Source organism: Enterovibrio norvegicus FF-33 (assembly GCF_000286835.2).
Lineage (GTDB): Bacteria > Pseudomonadota > Gammaproteobacteria > Enterobacterales > Vibrionaceae > Enterovibrio > Enterovibrio norvegicus_A.
In genome coordinates this window covers 2914857-2940167 of the sequence record NZ_AJYD02000038.1, presented here as the reverse complement: position 1 = coordinate 2940167, position 25311 = coordinate 2914857, and the positions used below count along the sequence as shown (strand labels likewise).

At 44.0% G+C, this 25311-nt stretch carries 22 protein-coding genes; 14 read left to right on the top strand and 8 right to left on the bottom strand.

Going from position 1 to position 25311, the window contains the following annotated elements; translation table 11 throughout:
* Window positions 1-2 precede the first annotated feature (2 nt).
* From A1OO_RS21065 to wecA (A1OO_RS21015), 11 genes are all read left to right on the top strand, one after another.
* Complete coding sequence (locus tag A1OO_RS21065; protein WP_017004346.1) at window positions 3-1199, top strand: hypothetical protein; 1197 nt, start codon at window positions 3-5, stop codon at window positions 1197-1199.
* A complete protein-coding gene (locus tag A1OO_RS21060) occupies window positions 1187-2260 on the top strand; it encodes a glycosyltransferase family 4 protein (protein ID WP_017004345.1) in 1074 nt (357 codons plus the stop codon). The genes A1OO_RS21065 and A1OO_RS21060 overlap by 13 nt, the downstream gene beginning before the upstream one ends.
* 2 nt (window positions 2261-2262) lie before the next feature.
* Entirely contained in the window at window positions 2263-3372 is a 1110-nt protein-coding gene (gene gmd, locus A1OO_RS21055; RefSeq protein WP_017004344.1) for a GDP-mannose 4,6-dehydratase, read from the top strand.
* A 10-nt stretch (window positions 3373-3382) separates the two neighbouring features.
* Complete coding sequence (gene fcl / locus A1OO_RS21050) at window positions 3383-4348, top strand: GDP-L-fucose synthase (RefSeq protein ID WP_017004343.1); 966 nt, start codon at window positions 3383-3385, stop codon at window positions 4346-4348.
* A 13-nt stretch (window positions 4349-4361) separates the two neighbouring features.
* Window positions 4362-4829, top strand: a complete 468-nt coding sequence (locus tag A1OO_RS21045; protein WP_017004342.1) for a GDP-mannose mannosyl hydrolase — start codon at window positions 4362-4364, stop codon at window positions 4827-4829.
* 15 nt (window positions 4830-4844) lie between these two features.
* On the top strand, window positions 4845-6251 hold the full coding sequence (locus A1OO_RS21040) for a mannose-1-phosphate guanylyltransferase/mannose-6-phosphate isomerase (RefSeq protein ID WP_017004341.1): 1407 nt from the start codon (window positions 4845-4847) through the stop codon (window positions 6249-6251).
* Window positions 6251-7000, top strand: a complete 750-nt coding sequence (locus A1OO_RS21035) for a glycosyltransferase family 2 protein (RefSeq protein WP_017004340.1) — start codon at window positions 6251-6253, stop codon at window positions 6998-7000. Before A1OO_RS21040 ends, A1OO_RS21035 begins: the two co-directional genes overlap by 1 nt.
* A gap of 1 nt (window position 7001) precedes the next feature.
* Window positions 7002-8429, top strand: coding sequence for a phosphomannomutase (locus A1OO_RS21030; RefSeq protein ID WP_017004339.1), 1428 nt, complete (start codon window positions 7002-7004; stop codon window positions 8427-8429).
* Between the two features lie 15 nt (window positions 8430-8444).
* The gene (locus tag A1OO_RS21025; RefSeq protein WP_017004338.1) at window positions 8445-9611 is read left to right on the top strand and encodes a nucleotide sugar dehydrogenase; all 1167 of its coding nucleotides are present in this window, start codon (window positions 8445-8447) and stop codon (window positions 9609-9611) included.
* A gap of 154 nt (window positions 9612-9765) precedes the next feature.
* Entirely contained in the window at window positions 9766-10590 is an 825-nt protein-coding gene (galU, locus tag A1OO_RS21020; RefSeq protein ID WP_017004337.1) for a UTP--glucose-1-phosphate uridylyltransferase GalU, read from the top strand.
* 201 nt (window positions 10591-10791) lie between these two features.
* Window positions 10792-11868 (top strand): UDP-N-acetylglucosamine--undecaprenyl-phosphate N-acetylglucosaminephosphotransferase, encoded by a 1077-nt coding sequence (gene wecA, locus A1OO_RS21015; RefSeq protein ID WP_017004336.1) that lies wholly within the window; start codon window positions 10792-10794, stop codon window positions 11866-11868.
* A gap of 67 nt (window positions 11869-11935) precedes the next feature.
* Here wecA (A1OO_RS21015) and A1OO_RS21010 read toward each other — a convergent pair whose 3' ends face one another.
* The 3 genes from A1OO_RS21010 to A1OO_RS21000 form a co-directional block, all read right to left on the bottom strand.
* A complete protein-coding gene (locus A1OO_RS21010; RefSeq protein WP_017004335.1) occupies window positions 11936-12796 on the bottom strand; it encodes a hypothetical protein in 861 nt (286 codons plus the stop codon).
* Window positions 12797-12925: 129 nt separating this feature from the next.
* Window positions 12926-13570 (bottom strand): hypothetical protein, encoded by a 645-nt coding sequence (locus A1OO_RS21005; RefSeq protein ID WP_017004334.1) that lies wholly within the window; start codon window positions 13568-13570, stop codon window positions 12926-12928.
* A gap of 229 nt (window positions 13571-13799) precedes the next feature.
* Window positions 13800-14387: a substrate-binding domain-containing protein gene (locus tag A1OO_RS21000; protein ID WP_050998973.1), complete on the bottom strand. Its 588-nt coding sequence runs from the start codon at window positions 14385-14387 to the stop codon at window positions 13800-13802.
* Between the two features lie 443 nt (window positions 14388-14830).
* On the opposite strand from A1OO_RS21000, the gene galE reads away from it, so the two are divergent.
* Window positions 14831-15850: a UDP-glucose 4-epimerase GalE gene (gene galE / locus A1OO_RS20995; protein WP_017004333.1), complete on the top strand. Its 1020-nt coding sequence runs from the start codon at window positions 14831-14833 to the stop codon at window positions 15848-15850.
* 726 nt (window positions 15851-16576) lie between these two features.
* Window positions 16577-17743 carry a nucleotide sugar dehydrogenase gene (locus A1OO_RS20985; RefSeq protein ID WP_017004331.1) on the top strand — a complete coding sequence of 389 codons (1167 nt, stop codon included), beginning with the start codon at window positions 16577-16579 and terminating at the stop codon, window positions 17741-17743.
* Window positions 17744-17780: 37 nt separating this feature from the next.
* Here A1OO_RS20985 and wecA (A1OO_RS20980) read toward each other — a convergent pair whose 3' ends face one another.
* From wecA (A1OO_RS20980) to A1OO_RS20960, 5 genes are all read right to left on the bottom strand, one after another.
* The gene (wecA, locus tag A1OO_RS20980) at window positions 17781-18860 is read right to left on the bottom strand and encodes a UDP-N-acetylglucosamine--undecaprenyl-phosphate N-acetylglucosaminephosphotransferase (protein ID WP_017004330.1); all 1080 of its coding nucleotides are present in this window, start codon (window positions 18858-18860) and stop codon (window positions 17781-17783) included.
* A gap of 431 nt (window positions 18861-19291) precedes the next feature.
* Window positions 19292-20146: a bifunctional methylenetetrahydrofolate dehydrogenase/methenyltetrahydrofolate cyclohydrolase FolD gene (folD, locus tag A1OO_RS20975; protein ID WP_016961004.1), complete on the bottom strand. Its 855-nt coding sequence runs from the start codon at window positions 20144-20146 to the stop codon at window positions 19292-19294.
* A 92-nt stretch (window positions 20147-20238) separates the two neighbouring features.
* Entirely contained in the window at window positions 20239-20973 is a 735-nt protein-coding gene (locus A1OO_RS20970; protein WP_017004329.1) for a trypsin-like peptidase domain-containing protein, read from the bottom strand.
* A gap of 569 nt (window positions 20974-21542) precedes the next feature.
* Entirely contained in the window at window positions 21543-22730 is a 1188-nt protein-coding gene (locus A1OO_RS20965) for an MFS transporter (RefSeq protein ID WP_016961006.1), read from the bottom strand.
* 174 nt (window positions 22731-22904) lie between these two features.
* Window positions 22905-23156, bottom strand: a complete 252-nt coding sequence (locus A1OO_RS20960; protein WP_241819217.1) for an MgtC/SapB family protein — start codon at window positions 23154-23156, stop codon at window positions 22905-22907.
* Between the two features lie 733 nt (window positions 23157-23889).
* Between A1OO_RS20960 and A1OO_RS20955 the strand changes: the two genes are divergently transcribed.
* Window positions 23890-25311: a tyrosine-type recombinase/integrase gene (locus A1OO_RS20955; protein WP_017004327.1), complete on the top strand. Its 1422-nt coding sequence runs from the start codon at window positions 23890-23892 to the stop codon at window positions 25309-25311.

The following is a 25311-nucleotide window of genomic DNA, read 5'->3' as shown; positions in this document are numbered from 1 at the left end:
TAGTGAATACTGATATAAATAACAATTTTGCGAAGAATGGCTTATTGCTTACATTAGGTAATGTTATGTTTATATCTTGCCTTTACTTCTATGTTTCTCCTATTCCAAATGGGCTTGACACGCAGCCCTACTCTATATTACTTGCAAGTTTATTTGTATTTTGTGCAATTCTTTCAGGCGAAAGAGTGCCAAGACATTTCATTTTCCTCTTTTTGTTTTTATTTTCAGTTGCAGTTATCTCTATGATTGGAGGTATATTTAAAAGTGGAGGTGTTGAAATTTTAAGAGGTTTTGCAAATTACTATGCCGCTGTGATTTATTTAATCGGCCTTCATGTCTATTTTAAAAAATATGGGTTTCCAAAAAAACTTTTCTTATTATCCATTGCTGTTTATATTGGAGTTGGCATCTTACAGCTGTATAGCCCAGATATAGTATCAATGCTGGTTAGTTCAAGGACAACGCTAGATAGAGGAGTGACTTCCCTAACCCCTGAGCCTACATTTTTTGGGATAATATTGTACCTTATGGTATTGATTGTCTATGTGCTTCCGGATTTCGAACCAAAGAAAACATTAATTTTTTCTATGATTTTGGCTATAATATTTATAGCTAAGTCTTCTATGGCAGTAGTTTTTCTATTATTTTTTCTTCTGTCTGTAATTGAACCAAAGCGTGTGCTGTATCTTTCCTTGGTAATAATTCCTTCATTTTTGGGTCTTGCTTCTGTGAGCCAATCCATGCTGGACGATAGTAGCCGTTTGTTCAAGATTGTTGACCTTCTAATGAGTATGGATATTAGTGCAATACTTATGGATGCTAGTATTAATGATCGGGTTGGGCAGGTGTATTTGTCATTTTACGGGTTTGTCGATAATAATTTATTACCAGGATACTTCAATACTTATTCATATTATACAGGCAACAAAGCTTCTCTTAGTGATGGTTTGTTTTGGTATGGAGCAGTAAGTGATAAAGTCATTTCATACTGGGGTGCACTGTTCTATGAAATAGGGATAATCTCAATTTTATACATTTTTTTCTTGTGCTTTGTAATGATGAGAACAAAATTTAAACGACTAATGTTTATAGGTCTGTTCATACCTTTGTTTGGTGGAGTAACGTTTTCAAATCCTTTTGTTTATATGCTTATATTACTTTTTTCCAATAATTATCGGAGGCCTACGTGGAAGATTTGATTTTTTTTGGAGAACTTCCTCCAGATGTGGTGCATGGTGTAAGTATATCCAATGATATTAATGTTAATATTTTAGAACGGCATTTTAACATAACCAAGATTTGCTATGATTCAGGTTATGGTAAAGAGTCGAACTATAATAAAAAATTCAGGGTATTAATTAATCTAATTGGCAGCATGAGGTACGCATTTAAAAAAAAGAAAGAAATAAATCCCACGTACTTCTATTTCTCGTTGTCTTTGACGAATTTTGGTCTCTTAAGGGATCTAGTAATGATTGTGTGGGTTAAGTTTTTATTTAATAATATGAAAATTGTAACGCATGTACATCGAGGCGACTTTCATGATTTTTTTGTTAAAAGCATGTGTAGATTATTGTTACTGAAAACACTTAGAAAGTTTGTTCAAAATTTCATATTCTTGTCTCACGATAATGAAGTTGGAAAGTTGTTGGGGGATGATTGCGTTCATATACTAGAAAATGTTATTGAAGAGGTTGATGAAAGTGAATTGGAACCATGGGTTAAGTGTGGGGAGAATATTAGATTGCTTTACTTCTCTAATATAATAAGGGAAAAGGGCGTTTTTGAAATCATCTCTGCTTTTCGTATGCTTTCGCGTGATTTCAGTGCACTGGAACTGACGTTTTGCGGACTTCCACAGGATGCCTCTATTTTGAATGAGATTAATGCTGCTTCTGAAGGGCTCAGTATAGAGGTATTAGAACCTCCAGTCAGTTTAGCTTGTAAATATAATACATTTCGTCGTTCTGATATATTCATCCTGCCTTCACATAATGAAGGTCAGCCATTATCTATAATCGAGGCAATGTACAATGGTTTAGCTGTTGTTGCATCGGATGTGGGGTATATACCGGAGATGTTTGATGAAAATTATGCGTTTATTTGTAAGCCTAAAAATGTCTCCTCGCTTTATGATACTTTGAAGCTGTGTATTGAATCAAACTATACGGCTATAGGTTGCGAGAATAGAAATTATTATTTTCAAAGATACTCTAACATTCGTCACGAAGAAAAAATTAAAGAAATATTTGAGGTGTAATAATGACAAAAGTGGCAATAGTAACTGGTATCACAGGACAGGATGGTTCCTATTTGGCGGAACTCCTTGTTGAAAAGGGATATGAAGTGCATGGTATTATTCGTCGTGCATCCTCTTACAATACTGGTCGAATCGATTCAATTTGTAATTCTAACGACAAAATTCACCTGCACTATGGTGATTTGACAGACACATCAAATCTTATTCGATTGGTTAAGGAAATCCAACCCGATGAAATCTATAATCTTGGTGCAATGTCTCATGTTGCGGTGTCATTTGAGTCGCCAGAATACGCTGCAGATGTAGATGCGCTTGGCACGATTCGTTTGCTCGAAGCAATTCGTATCAATGGCCTAGAAAAGAAAACACGTTTCTACCAAGCGTCAACTTCTGAGCTTTATGGTGAGGTTCGAGAAATCCCACAACGCGAAACAACACCTTTTTATCCTCGCTCTCCCTATGCTGTGGCAAAAATGTACGCGTACTGGATTACAGTAAATTACCGCGAGTCATATGGTATGTATGCATGTAACGGTATTTTGTTTAACCACGAATCTCCTCGTCGTGGTGAAACCTTCGTGACACGCAAAATCACGCGATCTATTGCTAATATCTCTCAAGGTTTAGAGTCTTGTTTGCAGCTTGGAAATATGGATGCGTTACGAGATTGGGGCCACGCGAAAGATTACGTTCGTATGCAGTGGATGATGCTTCAGCAAGACGTTGCAGATGATTTTGTCATCGCTACAGGCAAGCAAATATCAGTACGCGAGTTCGTTCGTCTATCTGCAAAAGAAGCAGGCATCACACTTGAGTTTTCTGGCGAAGGTGTGGATGAAATTGCGACTGTGGTAGATGTTGATAGTGCAAAGGTGCCTGCTGTAAATGTTGGTGACATTATTGTTCGTGTTAGTCCTAAATTCTTCCGTCCTGCAGAAGTTGAAACTCTGTTAGGTGATCCATCTAAAGCGAAAGAAAAGCTCGGTTGGGTTCCTGAAATCACAGTTGAAGAAATGTGTGCTGAAATGGTCGCTTCCGATATCGACAAAGCAAAGCAGCATGTTTTGCTGAAAGAGCATGGCTTCGATGTGGCAATTTCTCTAGAGAGTTAAGGGATTGGCTTTGAAAAAGAAAAGAGTATTTGTAGCTGGTCATAAAGGGATGGTCGGCTCTGCTATTATTCGTCAACTATCTTGTCGCAACGACGTAGAGCTTATAGTTAAGGACAGAACTGAACTCGATCTGTTGGATCAGAAAGCTGTTGACACATTTTTTGCTGTACATGATATCGATGAAGTGTATCTGGCGGCAGCAAAAGTTGGTGGTATACACGCAAATAACACGTTTCCTGCAGAATTTATCTATGAAAACTTGATGATGGAATGCAATATTATCCATTCAGCTCATCGTCATGGTGTTCAAAACCTTCTGTTCCTGGGGTCGTCTTGTATCTATCCAAAACTCGCCGACCAACCAATGACTGAAACTGCATTGCTTACAGGTGAGTTGGAATCTACGAACGAGCCATATGCGATCGCTAAGATTGCTGGTATCAAACTTTGTGAGTCTTATAACCGCCAATATGGTCGAAATTACAGAAGCGTTATGCCGACGAACCTGTATGGAATGAATGATAATTTTCATCCTGATAACTCTCATGTCATTCCGGCATTAATGCGTCGTTTTCATGAAGCCAAAGTCAATAAAGACTCCGAAGTCATCGTTTGGGGTACGGGCACACCAATGCGTGAGTTTTTGTATGTGGATGATATGGCGGCAGCTAGTATTCATGTAATGGAACTTTCTGACGACACATATCACTCGTGCACTCAACCCATGCTCTCGCACATCAACGTCGGCACTGGTGTCGATTGTACGATTCGTGAGATGGCCGAAACCATGGCAAAAGTTATTGGTTTCAAAGGAAGTGTTTCTTTTGACTCGACAAAGCCTGATGGAACACCTCGCAAGCTGATGGATGTGTCACGTTTGGCTGACCTTGGTTGGATGTTCACAACAGATTTAGAAGGCGGTTTGACCAAAACCTATCAGTGGTTCTTAGAGAATCAAAACTCCTTCCGTAACTAGTTATTAGACAGCTATGACGCAACGATTAGACATTGAGACATTCAAAACGGTCGTTGCATCTACCCCATTAGTTTCGATTGATCTGATTGTGCGTAACAGCGCCAATCAGGTCTTGCTTGGTTACCGAACCAATCGGCCAGCTCAAGGTTATTGGTTTGTACCTGGTGGGCGTATTTGCAAAGACGAAACCTTTAATGACGCTTTTCAGCGTCTGACTTACATTGAACTTGGTGAAAAGACTGATATTGGCCAGGCAGAATTTATTGGACCTTACCAACATCTTTATCAAGATAACTTCTCCGGGACGACTTTTTCAACGCATTATGTCGTGCTCGGATATCAGCTTAGTATTGACCTCAAATTATCCGAACTACCACAAGATCAGCATAATAACTATAAGTGGTGGGACGTCGAAGAACTATTAAATAGCAATCAAGTGCATCGAAATACTAAGGCCTATTTCTCAGGTTTATACAAATAATAAAAGGTAAAACACATGTTGTTACCCGTCATCATGGCAGGTGGCTCAGGGAGCCGTCTTTGGCCGCTATCTAGAACGCTATATCCGAAACAGTTTTTATCACTTACCAAAGATGCCACCATGCTGCAAGAAACGGTGAATAGATTAGGAGGCTTAACGCATCAACCTGCTATTTTTATTTGTAACGAGGAGCATCGGTTTATTGTCGCTGAACAGTTAAGAAAAGCGAATATAGAAAATAATGGCATTATTCTAGAGCCAATGGGGAAGAATACAGCGCCAGCAATTGCCTTGGCTGCATTAAAGGCTATTGAAAACGGTAATGACCCACTATTACTAGTGCTGGCCGCTGACCATGTGATACAAGATACAGATGCTTTTATTCAATCGATAGAACGTGCAAAGAAAAGTGCTGAAGACGGCAAGCTTGTAACGTTTGGCATCGTACCTACTCACCCAGAAACAGGATATGGCTATATTCGGGGTGGTCAAAGTATTGCTGATGGCATTTACAAGGTTGATGCATTTGTTGAAAAACCTGCTTTAGATGTCGCGAAGACGTATTGTGAGTGCGGGGACTATTACTGGAATAGCGGGATGTTTCTATTTAAAGCATCTAAGTTTCTTGAAGAACTTGAAACTCATTCACCAGAGATTTTAGAAGTCTGTAGAGCTGCTTTGGAAAACGCCGAAAAAGACTTGGACTTTTTCCGCATATCTTCTCAAATTTTCTCTGAATGCCCAAGTGATTCTATTGATTATGCCGTTATGGAAAAAACCAATGACGCCGCAGTGGTGCCTCTCAATGCCAACTGGAGTGATGTAGGGTCTTGGGCTTCTTTGTGGGAAGTGAGCAATAAGGACAATGATGGAAATGCTGCACAGGGTGACGTTCTTCTTGAGAATACAAAGAACAGTTACATTTACTCCCAAAATAAGCTCGTCGCAGCCGTTGGTCTAACTGATTTAGTGATTGTTGAAACTAAAGATGCTGTTCTTGTGGCTCACAAGGACAAAGTTCAAGATGTAAAAAGCATCGTAAATCAGCTCAGCGCGCTAGAACGCTATGAGCATCTTCAACATCGCGAAGTTTATCGCCCTTGGGGTACACATGACGAAATTGCTTCAGGAGATAGGTTTCATGTTAAACATGTAACGGTAAAACCTGGAGAAAAAACGGCCACTCAAATGCATTACCATCGTGCTGAACATTGGATCGTAGTGAAAGGTACAGCAAAAGTCAGAAATGGCGAAGACCATTTTCTTCTCACAGAAAACGAATCGACTTATATCCCAATTGGTGAAGCACATTCGATTGAAAACCCCGGTCAAATTCCCCTTGAACTCATTGAAGTCAGATCGGGCGCGTATCTTTCCGAAGATGATGTGACACGCATCGAAGACTATGGCGTAGGTTATTGATGAAAGTTAGTATTATCACAGCGACTTATAATAGTGCGAAAACCATTACCGACACACTCCGCTCATTGGAATTACAAACATATCCAGACATTGAGTACATCATTGTAGACGGCAATTCTTCTGATGAGACTTTAGAAATAATATCTAAAAATTGCACTCGTATATCTAAAGTGATTTCGGAGCCAGATAATGGTATTTATGATGCGCTTAATAAAGGGATACGAGCGGCCACAGGTGATATTGTAGGTTTCTTGCACTCTGATGATTTATTTGCTTATGAAGATGCTGTTGCTGACATCGTATCTACAATTAAGGAGAGTAATGCGGATGCGGTTTACTCTGATTTGCAATATGTAGACAAGTTAGATACCAATAAGGTACTCCGATATTGGAAGTCTAAAGAATATAAACGAGAGTCGATGAAATATGGATGGATGCCTCCTCATCCAACATTCTATATGAAAAAATCACTTTATGAAGAACATGGCCTTTTTGATTTGTCATACAAAATCGCTGCTGATTACGACTCACTTCTAAGGTATCTCTGGAAAGGTGAAATTACACTGTGCTATGTTCCTACCGTCACAATAAAGATGCGCGTAGGCGGAGCAAGTAACCGTAGTATTTCGAATATTATTCATAAGACCAAAGAAGATATTCGAGCACTTAATAACAGTGAAGTTCCTTGGGCGAAAGCGATTTTGGTCAAAAACCTTTCAAAAATACCCCAATTCTTCAAGAGTGTTTAATATGCTAATGACGTCTAATGTTCTCTCGCGCTCAGGCATACAATTTGGTACTAGCGGTGCCAGAGGCTTGGTTGAGCAATTTACTCCGGAAGCTTGTGCCGCTTTCACCCATGCTTTTATTTGTTCCGTCCGTAATCAGTTTGAGTTCGAATCGGTAGCTATCGCGATAGATAATCGCCCTAGTAGCCCTGATATGGCGAAAGCTATTGTTAGTGCGGTAAAGCAAATGGGGTTAACACCAATTTATTATGGTGTTGTTCCAACGCCAGCTTTGGCTTATGTTGCCATGCAAGATAAAATGCCCTGTATTATGGTCACCGGCAGCCATATTCCGTTTGATCGAAATGGCCTGAAATTTTACCGCCCAGATGGTGAAATCACCAAAGGCGATGAGCAAGCTATTTTGAACGCGAACGTTGAATTTTCACTCTCAGTCAGTGAAGAAGAACTGTTCGTAAGCTCAAAAGCTTCTGAGGCTTACCTTGACCGAAATGTTTCTCTATTGGATAAGCACTTTCTAAAAGGTCGCCGCATTGGTATTTACGAACATTCAAGTGCTGGACGTGATCTATACGGACAACTGTTTGAAAGTATGGGGGCAGAAGTTATTTCGCTTGAGCGGAGCGATGAGTTTGTTCCTATCGACACTGAAGCTGTTTCTGAGGCGGATAAACTAAAGGCAATTGGTTGGTTTCAACAACATGAACTTGATTTCATTTTCTCCACAGATGGTGATGGCGATAGACCATTAGTCTCTGACGAAAAGGGTAATTGGTTGAGAGGGGATGTTCTTGGTCTATTGTGTGCAAAAGAGTTAGGAATAGAAGCGTTAGCATTGCCGGTTAGCTGCAATACTTCTGTCGAGCTATCTAATGTATTCCCACATACCTCTCGCACAAAGATTGGTTCTCCCTATGTGATTGCAGAGTTTGATCATCTTGCAAAAAATCACGAGAGTGTTGCCGGTTTTGAAGCTAATGGCGGTTTTCTTTTAGGATCAGACGTAACGTTTGGTGGACAGATCATTAAAGCTCTACCAACGAGAGATGCTGTGCTTCCCGCATTAATGCTTCTTTCTGCATCCAAGGATATCGCAATTTCTACGTTGGTAGAGCTATTACCTAAACGCTTTACGCACAGTGATCGTATCCAAAATTTTGCTACTGAAAAGAGCGTAGCGATTTTAGCCAGCGCTCAAGCACAGCCGTCGTCATTCTTGAGCGCATTGGGTTTTGAATCCGCTCAGGTTGAATTTGTCGATCAAACAGATGGCTTGCGTATCACTCTCGTGAATGGCGATATCATTCATTTTAGGCCTTCTGGCAATGCCCCCGAGTTGCGTTGTTATGCTGAATCTGACTCCGAGATGAGCGCTCAACGTATTGTAAACCAAGCCCTACAAAACATTCAGACTGTTCACTTTTCTTAATCTTCCGAGAAAACTATGAAAATTGCTATTGCCGGAACAGGCTATGTTGGCCTTTCCAACGCTATGCTATTGGCGCAAAACCATGAAGTTATAGCGGTTGATATTATCCAAGAAAAAGTCCAGTTACTAAATGATCGTATTTCTCCGATCGTTGATACTGAAATTACAGACTTCCTTAAAAATAAAGATCTAAACTTTATAGCGACTTTGGATAAAGAAGAAGCCTACAAGAACGCTGCGTTTGTTGTTATCGCAACGCCAACGGATTATGACGTTAAGAATAACTACTTTAATACATCTTCTGTTGAAGCTGTGATTAAAGATGTTATGACTATTAATCCTGAAGCAGTGATGGTGATTAAATCCACTGTGCCTGTTGGTTATACTCAACGTATTAAGGAAGAATTTGGCTGTGAGAATATTCTTTTCTCGCCGGAGTTTCTGCGTGAAGGTAAAGCGCTTCACGATAACCTCTACCCCTCTCGCATTATTGTGGGTGAGCGAAGTGAACGTGCACGAGTCTTCGCCAGTCTTCTCGTTGAAGGTGCAGTGAAAGAAAAGATTGAAGTACTTTTCACTAATTCAACGGAAGCAGAAGCAGTTAAGTTGTTCTCCAATACTTACCTTGCAATGCGTGTGGCTTACTTTAACGAGTTGGATTCTTACGCTGAATCTCATGGCCTTGATGCACGCCAGATTATCGAAGGTGTTGGTTTAGACCCTCGTATTGGTAACCACTACAACAACCCTTCGTTTGGATACGGTGGCTACTGTCTGCCAAAAGATACCAAGCAGCTACGCGCAAATTACCAAGACGTACCTAACTGCCTGATTAACGCAATAGTAGATGCAAACACCACACGTAAAGACTTCGTCGCGGAATCTATTCTAAAGAAGAATCCTCAAACCGTCGGAATCTATCGCCTGATTATGAAGTCAGGGTCTGATAACTTCCGTGCGTCTTCTATTCAAGGGATCATGAAACGCTTGAAAGCCAAAGGCATTGAAGTTGTTGTGTATGAACCTGTACTTCAAGAAAAAGAGTTCTTCCATTCTGAAGTCATGGCCGACCTTGATGCATTTAAAGCGAAATCTGATGTGATCGTTTCGAACCGCATGGCAGAAGAATTAGCGGATGTAGCCAGCAAGGTTTATACCCGAGATTTGTTTGGAAGTGATTAAAATTCAGGTCCTAGGAAAAGAAGATCCTAGGGCCTAGGAAATATATCGACTTAACTCCATTTATCTTTTCCCCACAAATGATTAGTCGCAAAGGTTCTCCCTAGGACTCTCTTACCTAGGATCTAGGACCTAAAATACTAGGACCTTTACTAAAATGATAAAAAAATGCTTATTTCCCGCTGCTGGCTACGGGACACGCTTTTTGCCAGCCACCAAATCCATGCCAAAAGAAATGATGCCAATCGTCAACAAGCCTTTAATTGAATACGGTGTTGATGAAGCCATTCAAGCAGGCATGACGGACATGTGTATTGTCACTGGCCGTGGTAAACACTCTTTGATGGACCACTTCGATAAGAACTATGAATTGGAACATCAAATATCAGGCACCAGCAAAGAAGCCTTGCTTGATGATATTCGCAGTGTGATTGATTCAGCGAACTTTACCTATATTCGCCAACGTGAAATGAAAGGCCTAGGCCATGCCATTTTAACGGGGCGTGACTTAGTGGGTGATAACCCATTTGCTGTTGTTCTGGCGGATGACCTTTGCATTAACCCCGACCAAGGCGTGCTGGCGCAAATGGTGGCGTTGTATAAGCAGTTCCGTTGCTCAATTGTTGCCGTCGAAGAAGTGCCAGCCGATGAAACCCATAAGTACGGCGTGATTGCGGGTGAACCATTAACCGATAACCTAATGCGTGTGACTGACATGGTCGAAAAACCAGAGCAGGGCACAGCGCCAAGTAATTTGGCGATCATTGGCCGCTACATTTTGACGCCGGATATTTTCGATATTATTGAAAATACACCCCCAGGTAAGGGGGGCGAAATCCAAATAACGGATGCATTACTACAACAGGCCAAGAGCGGTTGTGTATTGGCGTACAAGTTTAAAGGTAAGCGTTTTGATTGCGGCAGCGTCGAAGGGTTTATTGAAGCCACCAATTACTGCTTTGAGAATGTTTATAAGGGGTAAGAGCTAGGAATACGGGGAAGAGCTCGAATACGGGAAGAGCAAGGAATACCGATTACAGGGAAAAGCTTGAAAATCAGTGTGACCTTGGGAAAATCCGTAATCCGTAATCCGTAATCCGTAATCCGTAATCCGTAATCCGTAATCCATAATCCGTAATCCGTAATCCGTAACCTGTCTCTATAACCAAAATAAGAACCCACTATGTCTTTGGCTATCACAACAACATTTCTGTTGTCTTTTGTGCTGCTTTTTGTTTTCCGAAAAGTGGCGAAGAAAATTAATTTGGTTGATAAACCGAATGAGCGTAAACATCACAAGGGTGCGATTCCGCTTGTTGGTGGCGTTTCCATTTATTGTTCGATTTTGCTGTCCTCCCTTTTATATATCGATATGGCGCAAAGCGATTGGTTGTATCTCGCCTGTGGCGCGGTATTGATTGGTATTGGTGTGCTCGACGATAAATTCGATATCAGCTTTAAAGTGCGCCTGTTTGTGCAGGGCGCTATTTCGCTTTCTATGATCATGTTGGCGAACTTGAGCTTAGAGAGTTTGGGCAACATTGCCGGTAATGTGCCTGTGTATTTGCCTGATTGGGTGAGCTACGCCGTGACTATCGTTGCCGTGATCGGCGCGATTAACGCCTTTAACATGGTGGATGGTATCGATGGCTTGCTGGGCGGTTTGGCCTCAGTGTCTTTTGGGGCCTTGGGTATTATGTTTTGGTTGCAAGGGGATGTCGCTCTTGCGCTGAACTGTGCCATGTTGATTGCGGCGATTATTCCGTACGTTTTGCTTAATCTTGGTATTCCGCTTGGCCCCCGCTTTAAGGTGTTTATGGGTGATGCGGGCAGCATGTTGATTGGCTTTACCGTGGTGTGGTTTTTGATCCGCGGCTCTCAGCCCGATCACTCCACCTCGATAAACCCGGTGACTGCGCTTTGGTTTATTGCGTTACCGCTCATGGACATGGCAACCATTATGGTGCGTCGTGTTCGCAAAGGGCATTCACCGTTTAGACCTGATCGTGAGCACTTGCATCACATTTGTCAGCGTATCGGGTTGTCATCTCGTATGACCTTGGTGGCGATTTGTCTGCTTGCTGCTTCGTTCGCCGGTATCGGTATTTGGGGTGAGTTATATCAAGTGAATGAAACCGCTATGTTCATCACCTTCATGGCATTGTTTGCGGTTTACTTTGCCACCATTAGCCACATATTTCGTATCACGTCGAAAATTCGCCAGTGGATGGGTAAAGCACCGTTGGTGGAGATGGCGTAACGAGCAGGGGCGAGGGAGAGCAGTGTCGAGTGGCGAGTAAGAATGGATACGTACTCGCCAACTCGCCTCAGTGCAGTATGCAAGTTCCGTCGAGATCGGTTGATCCTGTTCGATAGTTACCTGACAGGTCATTTTTCTCGAGATAGCTTTTTTGCTTGCTGGTGTAGTGAGCCTGACTCGCGATGATTTCGATGTTTTCGCCATTACCTGCGCAGGGTGAGTAACCGTCTTCATAACGGGGGCTGACATCTCGGGTTTTGGATATCCAGGTATCACCGTATCGGTCTATCACTTTGAGCTTTTTGGTCATGTCCAACGGTGATGAAAGATCGGTAATGTTTGAGAATTCGCCAAACAGGAATGAGCCTTCCTCGGGGATTTTCTGGCAGGTTTCAACATGAATGTTACGCGTTTTCCCTTCCATATCTTCACCGGTTCCTTCTTCTGTTTCTGCGCCATCACCGCCGCCTGAACTTTCCTCTGCGCCATCCTCGTTATTTGTTTCCTCGTCTTGTTCTTCCTTTCTTTCCACAAAAATCAGTGGTTTGACATTTTCAGCGGGTTTTAGCTCGTATATATGAGGATAGGTCGCGCGCTCGGAGGTGCGTGTTAGGTACTCATAACAAAAGAAATCACAGTATTTACGATCTTTCTTGGAATCGATAAAGTCGAATTGCGCTTTTTCATGATGCTGTACAAAGTTTGCTGAGTACTCAAAACTCAGTTGGAACAGGTAATCTTCCATCTCTGGTTTACTCAGGCGAGCAAATGCTTTGCTGATCAGACTTTTTATTTTTGTGCGTGTCTTTGATTGCCCTAAATAACTTTCAATCAACATGTGACCTGATGGGTCAGTGCGGGTGATAGGCAGTAAGGCATTGGGCAATGGCACACTAGTGGGGCCGGTAAACTGTAACCCGTTTATCACGAAGTCGCTGCTTGATAATACATAGTCACCGTTCAAGATAGGCGAAGCAGGGGCGATGTGAACAATGGCGATGTTGCTGCGTGCAAGGGTTGTGATGCTAAAACAATAAACATCATCGTAATGAGGTGTTTATTCACAATACTCCTCCTTGTCGTCAAGCATTTTATAGTAGTTTCCATCTAACAGCCTGTTGTAGGCCAGAAATGCCATGGTGCGTGCTTTGGTGTTGTAGGTGAGTGCGACGAGCGTCTTTGACGTATTGGTCATGTCACGCACAGGCATGCCTAGAAAGCCCTCGCAAGCAATGACTTTGACGTAGTTCTTACTGATTTCAAACGCGAGATCTTCATTCTCTGGCGTATCTTCGGTGAAATCATAGTGAAGGTTATCTTGAACATGACGTGCATTTTGTTTGAGGGCATTTCTCACCGGCTCTTCCACTTCCAGCATGTTTAAAAAGGCTTCAATGTCGTCACGAATACCGTCTTGATTGTCATCAGTGCCTGTCAACGAATCGGTTCTGTCGAGGGTATGGTCAAAATGTTGGTAGATAAGCCCAAGTTGATCGTCTACCGACGGTTGCGCTCTTAGTTCCATGGAAAACGATGACGTTGATTCTTCTTCCTGATTATCAGTATCAGTTTCAGTGTCGGGCTCTGATGACGGCGGCGCATCATTGGAAGGGGGCGTCGAACGGGTATTTGGGTTTGACGTTGAATGATTGCAGCCCATCAAAGATAAAATGATGGCAATGGTGAAGAGCGTTTTGGACATCCGTATCCCCTCTGCATTAATCAATGCGATTAATAGAAATGAATTGCTTATCAGTCTGTTACGAGTGATGTGATAGAGAGGATAGTAATGGGCGATGGCGGGTTGTTTTGTCTTATTGGTGGGAAGGTCGGGTCGAGTAAGAGCCGCTCAGTGTCACGAGATAAGAAACAAGGATAAAAAGAGAAGCGAGAGCATGATTGGCCTGCTAAAAGGGCCAACTCGCTCAGCCTTAACGCCTTTGCACCGATTGGCGCTTAATCAAAATTGGCTGGAACTCGCGCACCGGCGCGGTGGTTTGTTCACCTAGCGATAATCTGGCCGCATTCATGCCCGCGCTCTCAATAGGGCCTCTTATCGTTGTCAGTGCAGGGCTGAAATAGCACGAGGGCAGCACGTCATCAAACCCCACAATCGATAACCGCTCTGGCATGCTCACGCCTTGTTCGCGAAACACCTGCATGGCGGCAGCGGCAAAGAAATCGTTGAAGGCCACCACGGCGGTAACCGGCAAGCCTTTGTTGAGAAGGTTAGTCGCCGCTATTGCACCGCTTTGCTCGCCAAACGGCACCTCTTCAACCCAGTCTGGATTCACCGCAATTCCCACCTCTTGCAACGCACGTTGATACCCCTCAAACCTCGCGGCTTTATCATCTAACGCCATTTCACAAGAAATATACGCAATTTCTCGGTGGCCGTGTTCAATCAGATGCTTGGTAGCCAAGTACGTGCCTTGTGCATTATCGAGCCACACACACTGCGGCGCGATGTCTTTCACACAGCGATTCACCAGCACTAGCCCAGGCAGTTTTTCGCCCATGCGGTGAGCGCGTCATCACTCATGGCTTTGCTATGCATCACAATGTGTTGGCAGCCTTTCCCCACCAGAAACTGAAGCGCATCTTCCTCGCATTGGACCTGATAATCCCCGCTCGCCACCATTAATTTTCGGCCATGTTAACTGCGACGTTCTCACCCTCATCCTGATCTTCAACTAATAGGACTCAAAATTTCGTCATACCGCGATGTGCTTGCTCCTAGAATCAAAGCGCACGAAGGTTGACGGTTATCGCGTGCGGCTGGTCCAAATTGGTAGGCGAGAGTATCTAGATAGTTATCGGAAAACTTGCCGATTGGCGATATAATCATTGCCAGATTTTTAATTAATATTCGTGCTTTCGGTTACTTAAAGACACAGCAGGCGCTTTTGCAGCGGTTGTTATGTTGGTATAAGCTGATATGCAAGCAAAACAGGATTTAAAAATGGACGTTCTCGTTACTGGTGGTGTTGGTTATATTGGTAGCCATACCTGCGTACAAATGATTGAAGCAGGGTTTAATCCGGTATTGGTGGATAACCTGCACAACAGTAAGTTGGCTGTGCTTGATCGTATAGAAAAGCTCACGGGTAAGCGACCTAACTTCTATCAAGGTGATATTCGAGACAAAGCTTTTCTTACTTCTGTTTTTGAAAAAGAAAACAACATCAAAGCAGTCATCCACTTTGCGGGTTTGAAAGCGGTGGGTGAGTCGGTAGAAAAGCCGCTTGAATACTACGACAACAACGTGAACGGTACACTGGTGCTGGTGGATGCCATGCGTGATGCGGGGGTGAAATCAATCATCTTTAGTTCTTCTGCCACGGTATACGGCGACCCGGCCTCTGTGCCTATTCGTGAAGATTTCCCAACGTCTGCCACCAACCCATATGGTCGCAGCAAGCTGATGGTGGAAGAGTGTTTAACGGATTTCCACAAAGCAAATCCTGATTGGAGCATTACGCTGCTTCGTTACTTCAACCCTGTAGGCTCACACAAGTCCGGTGAGATGGGTGAAGACCCACAAGGTATTCCGAATAACTTGATGCCGTTCATTTCACAAGTGGCTGTTGGTCGCCGCGAGTTTTTGTCGGTGTTTGGTGATGATTACCCAACGCCAGATGGCAGTGGCGTGCGTGATTATATTCACGTTGTTGATTTGGCAAATGGCCATTTGGCGGCGCTGGATAAAGTCGGGCCTAAGCCTGGGCTGCATATTTACAACTTGGGGACTGGCGACGGTAAGAGCGTATTGGAAATGGTTGCGGCCTTTAGCCAAGCCAGCGGCAAAGAGATTGCCTATCAAGTGGCGCCACGTCGCGCGGGCGATATCGCTGAGTGCTGGGCTGACCCAATCAAAGCGCAAACTGAACTGGATTGGAAAGCCACCCATACGCTTGATGACATGGTAACGGATACGTGGCGTTGGCAGTCAAACAACCCGAATGGTTATCCTGATAAGTAAGAGCAAGGTTCTAGGGAAAGCAAAGTCCTAGGAAAAGAAGGTCCTAGGTGCTAGGAAAAGCAGAAAGAACAGAGACAAGAGCGAAAGGCTGTGAGTGTTGATGTCGAGCTCTTGCTTTTGCCCCCGCTCTTCCCTCGGCCCTAGGACCTGCTCTTTCCTAGTTACTACTCCTCCCTAGTCCCTACTCCCGTTTCTAAGGAATCTCACTCGTTGAAACAATCGTCGTTATCTCTCGCCCTATATATTTCCGCACTGTGTATTGCGTTTATCGGTGTGGGTTCTCTCTTTACGGGCGTCGGGCTTTCTGCCATTAACGTCGAAAGCAGCCATTTTTTCTTCGGTCATGGTGACTGGCTATTTCATTTCGCGCTTTTCCATCTAAGCAGTTGGCTTGTTTTTACCCTTGATTCAGGAAAAAGACGTTTCGTGTGGTGTTTGCTCATAGCCCTTGGTATTGGCTCCGAGTTAGCCCAAACCTATTGGGTTCAAGGGCGCGATGGGAGCATGAGTGATGCGACTGTGAATGTCCTCGCGGTCCTTTCAGTTTTTCCCCTTCGTTTCCTCCTTTCCTCGCGACGACAACATCATCAAACCTCAAAATAAACATCAGAAAAACGTCATGTTCTATATTTAAGATTAATGGTGTGATGGATATGCAAATGAGCTCATCTAGGTGCGTGCATTTTGTCGTTTCTGCACTTTTCTTTGCAGAGCATGGAGCGTTGAATGAAGATAGCGGTAGCAGGAACGGGCTATGTTGGCCTTTCGAACGCCATGCTCCTTGCACAGCATAATCATGTGGTTGCCGTTGATATTGTGAAAGAGAAAGTCGACATGCTTAACAATGGTGTGTCGCCGATTGTTGATAAAGACATTGAAAACTTTCTAACGCATAAAGGGTTACGTTTTTACGCCACATTGGACAGTCGCGAAGCCTATGCGTGGGCAGACATTGTGATTGTGGCGACACCGACGGACTACGATCCTGTCACCAATTTTTTTAATACGTCTTCCGTTGAGGCGGTCATTCAAGACGTGGTGTGTTGCAATTCTCATGCACTCATTGTGGTGAAATCGACTGTACCGGTTGGGTTTACGGAAAATGCCAAAACCCACTATCAGACAGAAAACCTGCTTTTTTCACCGGAGTTTTTGCGCGAGGGGCGAGCGCTGTATGACAACCTGCATCCTTCTCGTATCATTATCGGTGGGCAAACCGAGTTTGCGGAGTTGTTTGCAAACCTGTTGTTAGAAGGTGCAGAAGACGAGAATATCCCCGTTCTATTTACCCATTCCAGCGAAGCCGAAGCGGTTAAGTTGTTTTCGAATACCTACCTTGCCATGCGTGTTGCTTACTTCAATGAGCTTGATTCTTATGCTGAAGCTTTGGGGTTAGACTCTCGCGAGATCATTGAAGGGGTGTGTTTAGACCCTCGGATTGGAAGCCATTACAACAATCCTTCTTTTGGCTACGGTGGATACTGCTTGCCGAAAGATACTAAGCAGCTGTTGGCGAATTACAATTCGGTACCCAATAACATTATTGGGGCGATTGTTGAGGCGAACCGCACCCGAAAAGACTTCATCGCGGAATCCATACTGAAAAGAAAGCCAAAAGTGGTCGGGATTTATCGTTTGATCATGAAAACAGGATCGGACAATTTTCGTGCTTCTTCGATTCTTGGCGTGATGAAGCGCATCAAAGCGAAGGGCATTGAGATTGTGATTTATGAGCCTGTGTACACGGGGAGAACATTGTTCAACTCAGAAGTGCTCACCGATCTTGATGCCTTTAAACAGTGCACCGATGTGATTGTGTCGAACCGTATGGATGATGCCTTGCTGGATGTTGAAGATAAGGTGTACACAAGAGATTTGTTTGGCGCTGACTAGCGTAGCGACAGATCATTCCAGTGAGTTATGTGAACAATCAAGACTTAGCCTCTGTTTCAAATACTTTGTCTTTTTTGACGAGTCGTCGAATCACTGTCAGTAAACGCCAAACATGAGCAAGTGCCAAATAGTAGGCGCAAAACATGATAATAAATAGCCCAAACATGGCGAGATCTGGCACTTGTAAGTTCTCGCCAATCAATCCTATGCCTGTCATCGACAGCGCAACGGTACAAATTGCTGTAAGGGTTTGGTTCGCATTAAGGCCAGCGCGTTGACAAATATGATGTAAATGCTCGCGGTCGGGTTTAAATGGAGAGTCGCCGCGTTTTACTCTTCGTATCATAATGGCGGCCATATCCATGAGTGGCAGTGCGATGATCCAGAGCGCTGTCACCGGACGCATCACCGGCTCAAAGTTGGGTTGGGTTGCTTTGATCAGTAACCATACAGCGGTAAAGCCAATCAACATGGATCCCGCATCCCCCATAAAGACTTTTCTTGTCTTTCCAATCAGTCCCAAGTTCATGATGATATAAGGCACAAGTGCCACGATCACAATGAGACACAGCAACATCAAATCAGTCGCACCGGACGTGCCAAATAGATAGCCAAGCGCTGAGAATGTCACAATGGATAACCCACCTAGCAAACCATCAATACCATCCACCATGTTGAAGGCGTTAATTGCGCCAATGACAGCCAATAAGGTGATGGGGTAGCTAAGAATACCTAAATGGATTTCGCCGAATCCAAACATGTTTCCTAGGTAAGAAAGTTCAACCTCAACGGTTGATATCATCAGCAGGGCTAACATGATTTGGATGAAAAACCGGACTTTGTAACTCACATCAAACTTATCATCGAGAGCGCCCACAAGCGCTAATAAGCTAATGGACAGAATATAGATCGTCTCAACCGTATCGAGGTGATGATAGAACAAGAAATAGACCATTAGGCAAACATATAACGAGAGCCCGCCCACTAATGGCACGGCACCTGCGTGGTGTTTTCTTTCTGAGGGCCTATCGAGTAAGCCAATACGGAAGGCTAAGAGTCTAAGAAGGTAGAGAGATAAAAACGACAGTCCAAATACCATCACGAGTGGGGTTAACATGTTAGCTCCAACAGTCTTGCTAATGGAGTCAGGCCTATTAGTGAGTTCTGACGTCGTTTGGTGGTTTCATTCTGGTGGTTTCATTTGGTACCCCACTCTAATGCGCAAAATAATGCCCAAACAATGTCTTGATTAATATGCATAGGATTCAAAAATGAGACTGAGTAGTCAATAAATTGACATGAAAGGCTTTGAGTTTTTGCGAGTTTTGATGTCAAAGATGTAGAAAGCGAGCATCTTCAGGTTGATTGGATATAGGTGCTACAAAGTGCGGTTGAGGTTGCCGAGTAGAATGAAATAGCAGTACTGAACAGGGAGAGCTCGTGGTTTTCTTCTATATGCCGACGAGCATGCTGTGGTAGAGAAAGCACGACACGAGGAGTGCCGTGCTTTTTGATATATGGAGAGGTTATGCGATGTATTGGGCTGGCTTACGAATGAAACTGCTCACACGCCAGTAGCGTATTTTCAATCAATGTTGCGACGGTCATTGGGCCAACGCCACCCGGTACTGGCGTGATGTGGCTGGCTTTCGTTTTGGCGACATCGTATTCCACGTCACCCACCAGTTTGCCATCTTCCATGCGGTTAATGCCCACATCAATCACGACTGCGCCAGGTTTGATCCAATCACCAGGAATAAAATTAGGTTTGCCAACCGCTACGACCACAAGATCGGCTTGGCGAATATGCCCTTCGAGATCTTTGGTGAAGCGGTGACATGTGGTGGTGGTGCACCCTGCGAGCAGAAGCTCCATGGTCATCGGACGACCCACAATGTTTGATGCGCCAACCACGACTGCGTGCATACCACGAAGCGGGATGTTGTAGCGATCAAGCAGCGTAATAATGCCTTTCGGTGTGCATGAGCGAAGCTTAGGAATACGCTGACACAGGCGACCTACGTTGTACGGGTGGAAGCCATCCACGTCTTTCTCTGGGTGAATACGCTCAAGTACGTTAGTTGCGTCCATTTGCGCCGGAAGAGGCAATTGAACCAGAATGCCGTCGATTTCGTCGTCTGCATTTAGCGTATCAATCAATGCCAGCAAATCGGCTTCGGGTGTGCTTGATGGGAGATCGTAAGACTTAGAGATAAAACCCACTTCTTCACAAACGCGACGCTTGCTGCCGACATAGACCTGTGACGCGGCATCATCACCGACGAGAACAACAGCCAACCCTGGCGCTCGCAGGCCCGCAGCCTTTCTTGCTTCGACGCGCGCGGCAACTTCTTGTCGAACAGTTTGAGAAATGATTTTTCCATCAATAATTTGAGCGGCCATGATTTTCCTTTGGCAAAGATACAGACGGGAAAGAGGCCGTATTTTGACAAAAAAAATGTGACATGGCTATAGCGCAAACGTTTGCGCTACGCTCACTTTATTTTTCCTGTCCCAGAAGCGTCAATAAGTGGTTCAGATGCGGGTGAGGTTAAGTTTGCGGTGAGCATATCCATGGCTTGACCGTAGTAGTTTTCAATCGCTTCTGCTAGCCACGGTTTGACGTGAAGCGTGGAGACAAACACGCTGGTCCTTTCATTGCCGAGGTCGGTGCCATCAAGCAATTTGAACCCCGAACCTGAAATGCCTGAAATGATGCCGACCAACTCACCTTTGTGATTAAACGCACCACCACCACTCATGCCCGATTGAACCGGCGCGTCGGTGATACTGGCAGGACAGCTAGCAAATAGGCTGCTATCAACGAAGTTGACGTCGATAAAATATTTTCCCTGTCCAACAATCACCTTACCCGTGAGACCCATGCCGACGGTGGTGATGGATTCATTTTGTTTCACGGTGCCCATTGGGGCGGTGTTTTTGCCTGTGTTGTCTTCTTTGATCAATGCGATGTCACAATCAGGGTGATAAGCAACTACCGTACTGTAATCGAGTTTGGCGATATGTTTGGCAGTAAGGCTGAGTTCTGGGGTAATGGGAACGCTGCTGCCATGACCACCAAGCACAAATGGAATGCCGATGGGGAGGTAGTTAACTGCTGGTACATTGGTCTCTTGTGCGTATTCCAAAGGACCGTTAATCAAAAAGCATCCTTGAAGAGAAAAAAGGATAACCAGAGAGACTAAAGCATTGCGTATAACCTGGGCCATTTGAAAACCTCCAGTGCCGTGACGCGCGTCTCAAAAATGAGGCGGCTAATGTGAGCATAGGAAGCAAGTTAGCAATGCACAAAAATCTATTGATTATTCACTCAATTAATAATTAAGTTACTGAATGTAATAGTTTAAATATCTTTAATATTTTTGTTTTTATCAAAAATGGCTGTTTTTGGTCGGATTTATGGCGAGGTCTAATTTTGTATATATTTATTGTCTTCTTAGTCAGTCTTTAAGGGTTCTGGGCTGTATTGAAAATTATACTTTTCACAATATAAGGCATGAAGTGCGGTTTCTTTATTCTCATCGAGAATTAAAAAAGATAAGAAGAAAAAGAGTGCGTTAGGTATGGAGTGATGAAAATGGAACAGCAAAAAAGTGAGTAAGTGCCAAAATTATATCGACAGCAGGTCGGTAAAATCTGGGTTTTGGCTATGTGCCTTAGAGGGTAGACAGCATGAAAAAACAGCATAAAAAAGCAGGTCTATAAATACAGACCTGCTTTTTATTTGATTTGCCAAGCATCAGCCAAATCCTGACGACCCTAGGGCCCTAAAGCCCAATTACAAATCTACCGGCATCACGTCATCGACACCATTCGCACCACGACGGCGGTTGCGCTTGGTGGATACCAGCATGTAAATGAGAGTAGCAGCGAAGCAAATAGCGAAATAGAACATCAAACCGCTTTCTGTATTCATTGCTTTACCTGCCAATACGGGGCCAATCACGGAGCCTACACTGTAGCTGAGTAGCATTAACTCTGCTGCTGCCACAATTTTCGACTCACTCACTTTTCGGCATGCAAGGGTAATGGCGACCGGGTAGAGTGCAAAGGCTGCTGCGCCGAGTAGAAATAATCCCGCCATTAAGCCAGCATCCACGGTCGCGATTTCAATCATCGCGATAGCCAGGAGGCCAGCAAAGCAAAACATGGCCATTAACAGTGCTTTTTCTACGCGTGAATTTAGCCAGCTCACAAGTGGCTGCACTGCCATGCCACCCAAGATCACGATAGCCATCAACATACCCACCTGGTTGTGGCTGTAGTGTTGCTCTAGATCGAGCGGCAATAACCCGTAGATAGAACCCAACACCAAGCCTGACACGATGCAGCCAATGTAGGCAGCTGACGGTAAATCTCGCATTTCACGTAGCTTGATGCTCGAATGTTCAACGATTTTTGGCTGACCTTTTTTGAAAATCAGCGGTGGCAGCATGGCAGCAGAGAACAGGGTGGCAACGACCATTAATGGCATCGCACCTTCAGTGCCAAAGAAACCAATGCCCAGTTGACCTAACGCCGAACCGCCATACAGAGACGCCATATAAAGACCTAGGCGCTTTGCACGTGCTTTTTCAGTATCAGCCATCAATAGCCATGATTCGATCACCACGAAAACGCCGGCAACGGCAACGCCTGCGAGAAATCGTGAGACGAGCCAAACAGCAGGTGAGGCAATAGTGGCCATCATGCCGACTGTCGCCACGATAGCTATTAAGAATGCAACTAGCGCATTGCGGTGCCCAAACTTACCCACGATACGTGCACTAATGAGTGCGCCGCCCAACAGGCCAGCGTAAAACACACTTGCAAGCCAAGAGGCGAGATCGACCGACATCCCTCTTGCACTCAGCGCAAGCGGGATCAAGCTCATCAGGAAACCTGAAGCGACGGCAAATAGGCTCAGGCTGATAACAGGCACGAGTGGGCTGTTACCTTCAGTCCGAATTTCGAGGGTCTGTTGCAATGCGTTTTCTCTATCGTAATGACGTAAAATGAAAAAAACCTGCTCAAAGTGGGCAGGTTTTCTATGTTTGTTGGCGTGATTATTATTTCGCCAGTCTAAAACGTAAAGTGAGATAAACTGTTTGTAATAATCGATATTTTTTATCGAAATGAATATTCAGAATTGTGCATACGCTTAGGCCTGTTGGTCAGGTATTTCCGGCTTCTTACGCGAACTTTCCCACTTTCTATGCACGCCTCGGCGTAACGCAGAAAATGTAGATTCAACTTTATCTAATCCCACCAGAACAAAGAGTACGAATCCGCACAATAAAAGTGCTTGTCGGCCATAGTCAAAAGCGATGATCATACCCAATCCTGCCATTAGCCAAACCACGGCTGCTGACGTGACGCCTTGGATTTGTCCGTCTCGAGACATCATGGACATGATCGGAGCGTGCAACGGTGTGGTTTGAATCGAATTAGCGGTGACTGTGCTTGTTTATTAGGCATTTGATATCAAAGCGTGAGGAAAAGCGTTGACGCAGTGTCTATGACCCTTATAATCCGGCTTGCATTTGCACACTCGTGTGAATCAAGTGCGCCCTTAGCTCAGTTGGATAGAGCAACGGCCTTCTAAGCCGTGGGTCACAGGTTCTTATAAAGTATAAGATGACAGTGCATACGTAAGTTGCAAAAAAATTGAATTTCGTTCTTTGACTGTTATAGTCGTGGAACAAATAATGCGCCCTTAGCTCAGCTGGATAGAGCACGTCCCTTCTAATTCGCTAGTTTTCTAGCATTCAGGTTGGGCCTCTTTTTGGAAACGATAAGAGTGTAAGACGTCAAATTCGGGGAAACCTTACTTTAACGAGTTGGCAATCCCGAGCCAAGCCCAGTAATACTGGGAAGGTGTAGAGACTAGACGGCGTCTACCTAAAGCTTTTAAAGCTATGGTAAAGGGATAGTCCAGCGCACAAAGCCTTTTATAGGTGGTAGCGAAAGCTATAGTGTGATGAAGGATGTGGTCGTAGGTTCGAATCCTACAGGGCGTGCCACATATGAGAGCACAGCAATTAAACTTGCTGTGCTCTTTTTTTTACCCATTAGTTTTCTTGCACGAGATTTACACTTGTATATAGACTACAAAGTATAAATCTGCAGTGCGTGCGTAGGGTAAAATGGAATCAGTTAACTTTCGTCTGGCATCGGGTCAAAAATCATATGCTCTCTACATCAATGGAGAGCCTGTTTATGCTTTTAATCGTTACATAAATGATCTAGCTAGAACCGAAGCTGCTAACACAGTAAAGAGTAAGGCATCCGATCTCAGAATCTTCTTTGCGTACTTGGATGTACTCGATAACCCAGATGAAATTACTGAGCTTGAAGTATGCAAAGATACCGGGACGTCTCTTCTTACAGAGATTGTTTTACAGTTTCCACTCTACCTATCTATGGGGCGTAAGGCTCCAGAAAAATCATTAGCTGCGCTTGTAGCTGGCAAGACAAACCGAAAGCCAACCTCCAATGTTACCAACCAAAGGGTGATCTCTTCAGTAAGAGGGTTCCTTAAACAGTCTGCAAAGTTGCAAGCTGAATTACAAAGCGCCTCTGAAATGGGTGTTGTAGACCTATCTGTAGCACCAGATATCATGTTTGGTGAGTCACTATTTCGCCAAAGCATGCCGAGAAGTCAACGTAAGGCACTATTGAAAAAATCTTTAATTTCAGGGGTTTGTCGCAATGGTGCTAGGTTGGCAAATAGCACCATATTGAAAACAAGAAAAAGCTCTATCGTTAACCAAGAAAGAGGTTCTTCAATCAACAAAGCGCTCCCCCATGAAGATGTAATGCCTGTCTTGTCTGAAGCTAAGACTATGCGTGATCGTCTATTCATCTCACTAGCTTTGGGAACGGGACTGAGGGAAATAGAGGCAGCTAACATCCTTTTGCAAGACATAGATGTTAAGAATAAGTCCATTAGGAGTGTCAACCCGTTAAGTCGGCCATTAGCTTACGGCAACGCGTTCGAATCATTCCATGGTGAGACTGCGCATGATATGGCCTACAAAGGCCGTTCAACCGATGAAACGTTCTTCATAGAACCTTTTCGAACAATCTTCTTTCGGACCTTGAGAGATTACCTTGAGCTAGAGAGAAAGCCTTTAAATGTGGGGCACAGCTTTTTGTTTGTTGTCTTGAGAAAAGGTGAGACTCAAGGTCGTCCGCTATCACTTTGTTCAGATAAAACTAGGCAGCACGCATTCAAACAGGCACTAACACGCGTTTATAAGAAAAGGGGCTTGCCGAAACCGCGAGGTTTAGCCTTACACTCGTTAAGACATTTCTATGGTGTTTATTGCCTGAATTACTTGTGTATTGGTTTCCACAAGGATGGCACTCCAATTATAGGTCTTGATTTAAATGTGGTTCAGCACCTAATGGGCCACGCGAATATCTCTGCTACTGAAGTTTACGCGGTGCCGGATACAAGTCGAGTGATGAGTAAAGTTCTGAAAGCACTTAACATGACTAATAGTGTCGGGCTTGATAAAGAACAAAAAAAATTACTTATGGGTAGTTTCGGGGCGGGTTTTTAA

Coding starts and splice junctions, on each gene's coding strand:
- galE (WP_017004333.1), top strand. CDS start 14,831: ATGGACGTTCTCGTTACTGGTGGTGTTGGTTATATTGGTAGCCATACC.
- A1OO_RS20970 (WP_017004329.1), bottom strand. CDS start 20,973: ATGGCCCAGGTTATACGCAATGCTTTAGTCTCTCTGGTTATCCTTTTT.
- A1OO_RS21035 (WP_017004340.1), top strand. CDS start 6,251: ATGAAAGTTAGTATTATCACAGCGACTTATAATAGTGCGAAAACCATT.
- A1OO_RS21040 (WP_017004341.1), top strand. CDS start 4,845: ATGTTGTTACCCGTCATCATGGCAGGTGGCTCAGGGAGCCGTCTTTGG.
- A1OO_RS21045 (WP_017004342.1), top strand. CDS start 4,362: ATGACGCAACGATTAGACATTGAGACATTCAAAACGGTCGTTGCATCT.
- A1OO_RS20985 (WP_017004331.1), top strand. CDS start 16,577: ATGAAGATAGCGGTAGCAGGAACGGGCTATGTTGGCCTTTCGAACGCC.
- A1OO_RS21000 (WP_050998973.1), bottom strand. CDS start 14,387: ATGGGCGAAAAACTGCCTGGGCTAGTGCTGGTGAATCGCTGTGTGAAA.
- wecA (WP_017004336.1), top strand. CDS start 10,792: ATGTCTTTGGCTATCACAACAACATTTCTGTTGTCTTTTGTGCTGCTT.
- A1OO_RS20955 (WP_017004327.1), top strand. CDS start 23,890: ATGGAATCAGTTAACTTTCGTCTGGCATCGGGTCAAAAATCATATGCT.
- A1OO_RS20960 (WP_241819217.1), bottom strand. CDS start 23,156: ATGTCCATGATGTCTCGAGACGGACAAATCCAAGGCGTCACGTCAGCA.
- wecA (WP_017004330.1), bottom strand. CDS start 18,860: ATGTTAACCCCACTCGTGATGGTATTTGGACTGTCGTTTTTATCTCTC.
- galU (WP_017004337.1), top strand. CDS start 9,766: ATGATAAAAAAATGCTTATTTCCCGCTGCTGGCTACGGGACACGCTTT.
- gmd (WP_017004344.1), top strand. CDS start 2,263: ATGACAAAAGTGGCAATAGTAACTGGTATCACAGGACAGGATGGTTCC.
- folD (WP_016961004.1), bottom strand. CDS start 20,146: ATGGCCGCTCAAATTATTGATGGAAAAATCATTTCTCAAACTGTTCGA.
- A1OO_RS21030 (WP_017004339.1), top strand. CDS start 7,002: ATGCTAATGACGTCTAATGTTCTCTCGCGCTCAGGCATACAATTTGGT.
- A1OO_RS21025 (WP_017004338.1), top strand. CDS start 8,445: ATGAAAATTGCTATTGCCGGAACAGGCTATGTTGGCCTTTCCAACGCT.
- A1OO_RS21005 (WP_017004334.1), bottom strand. CDS start 13,570: ATGTCCAAAACGCTCTTCACCATTGCCATCATTTTATCTTTGATGGGC.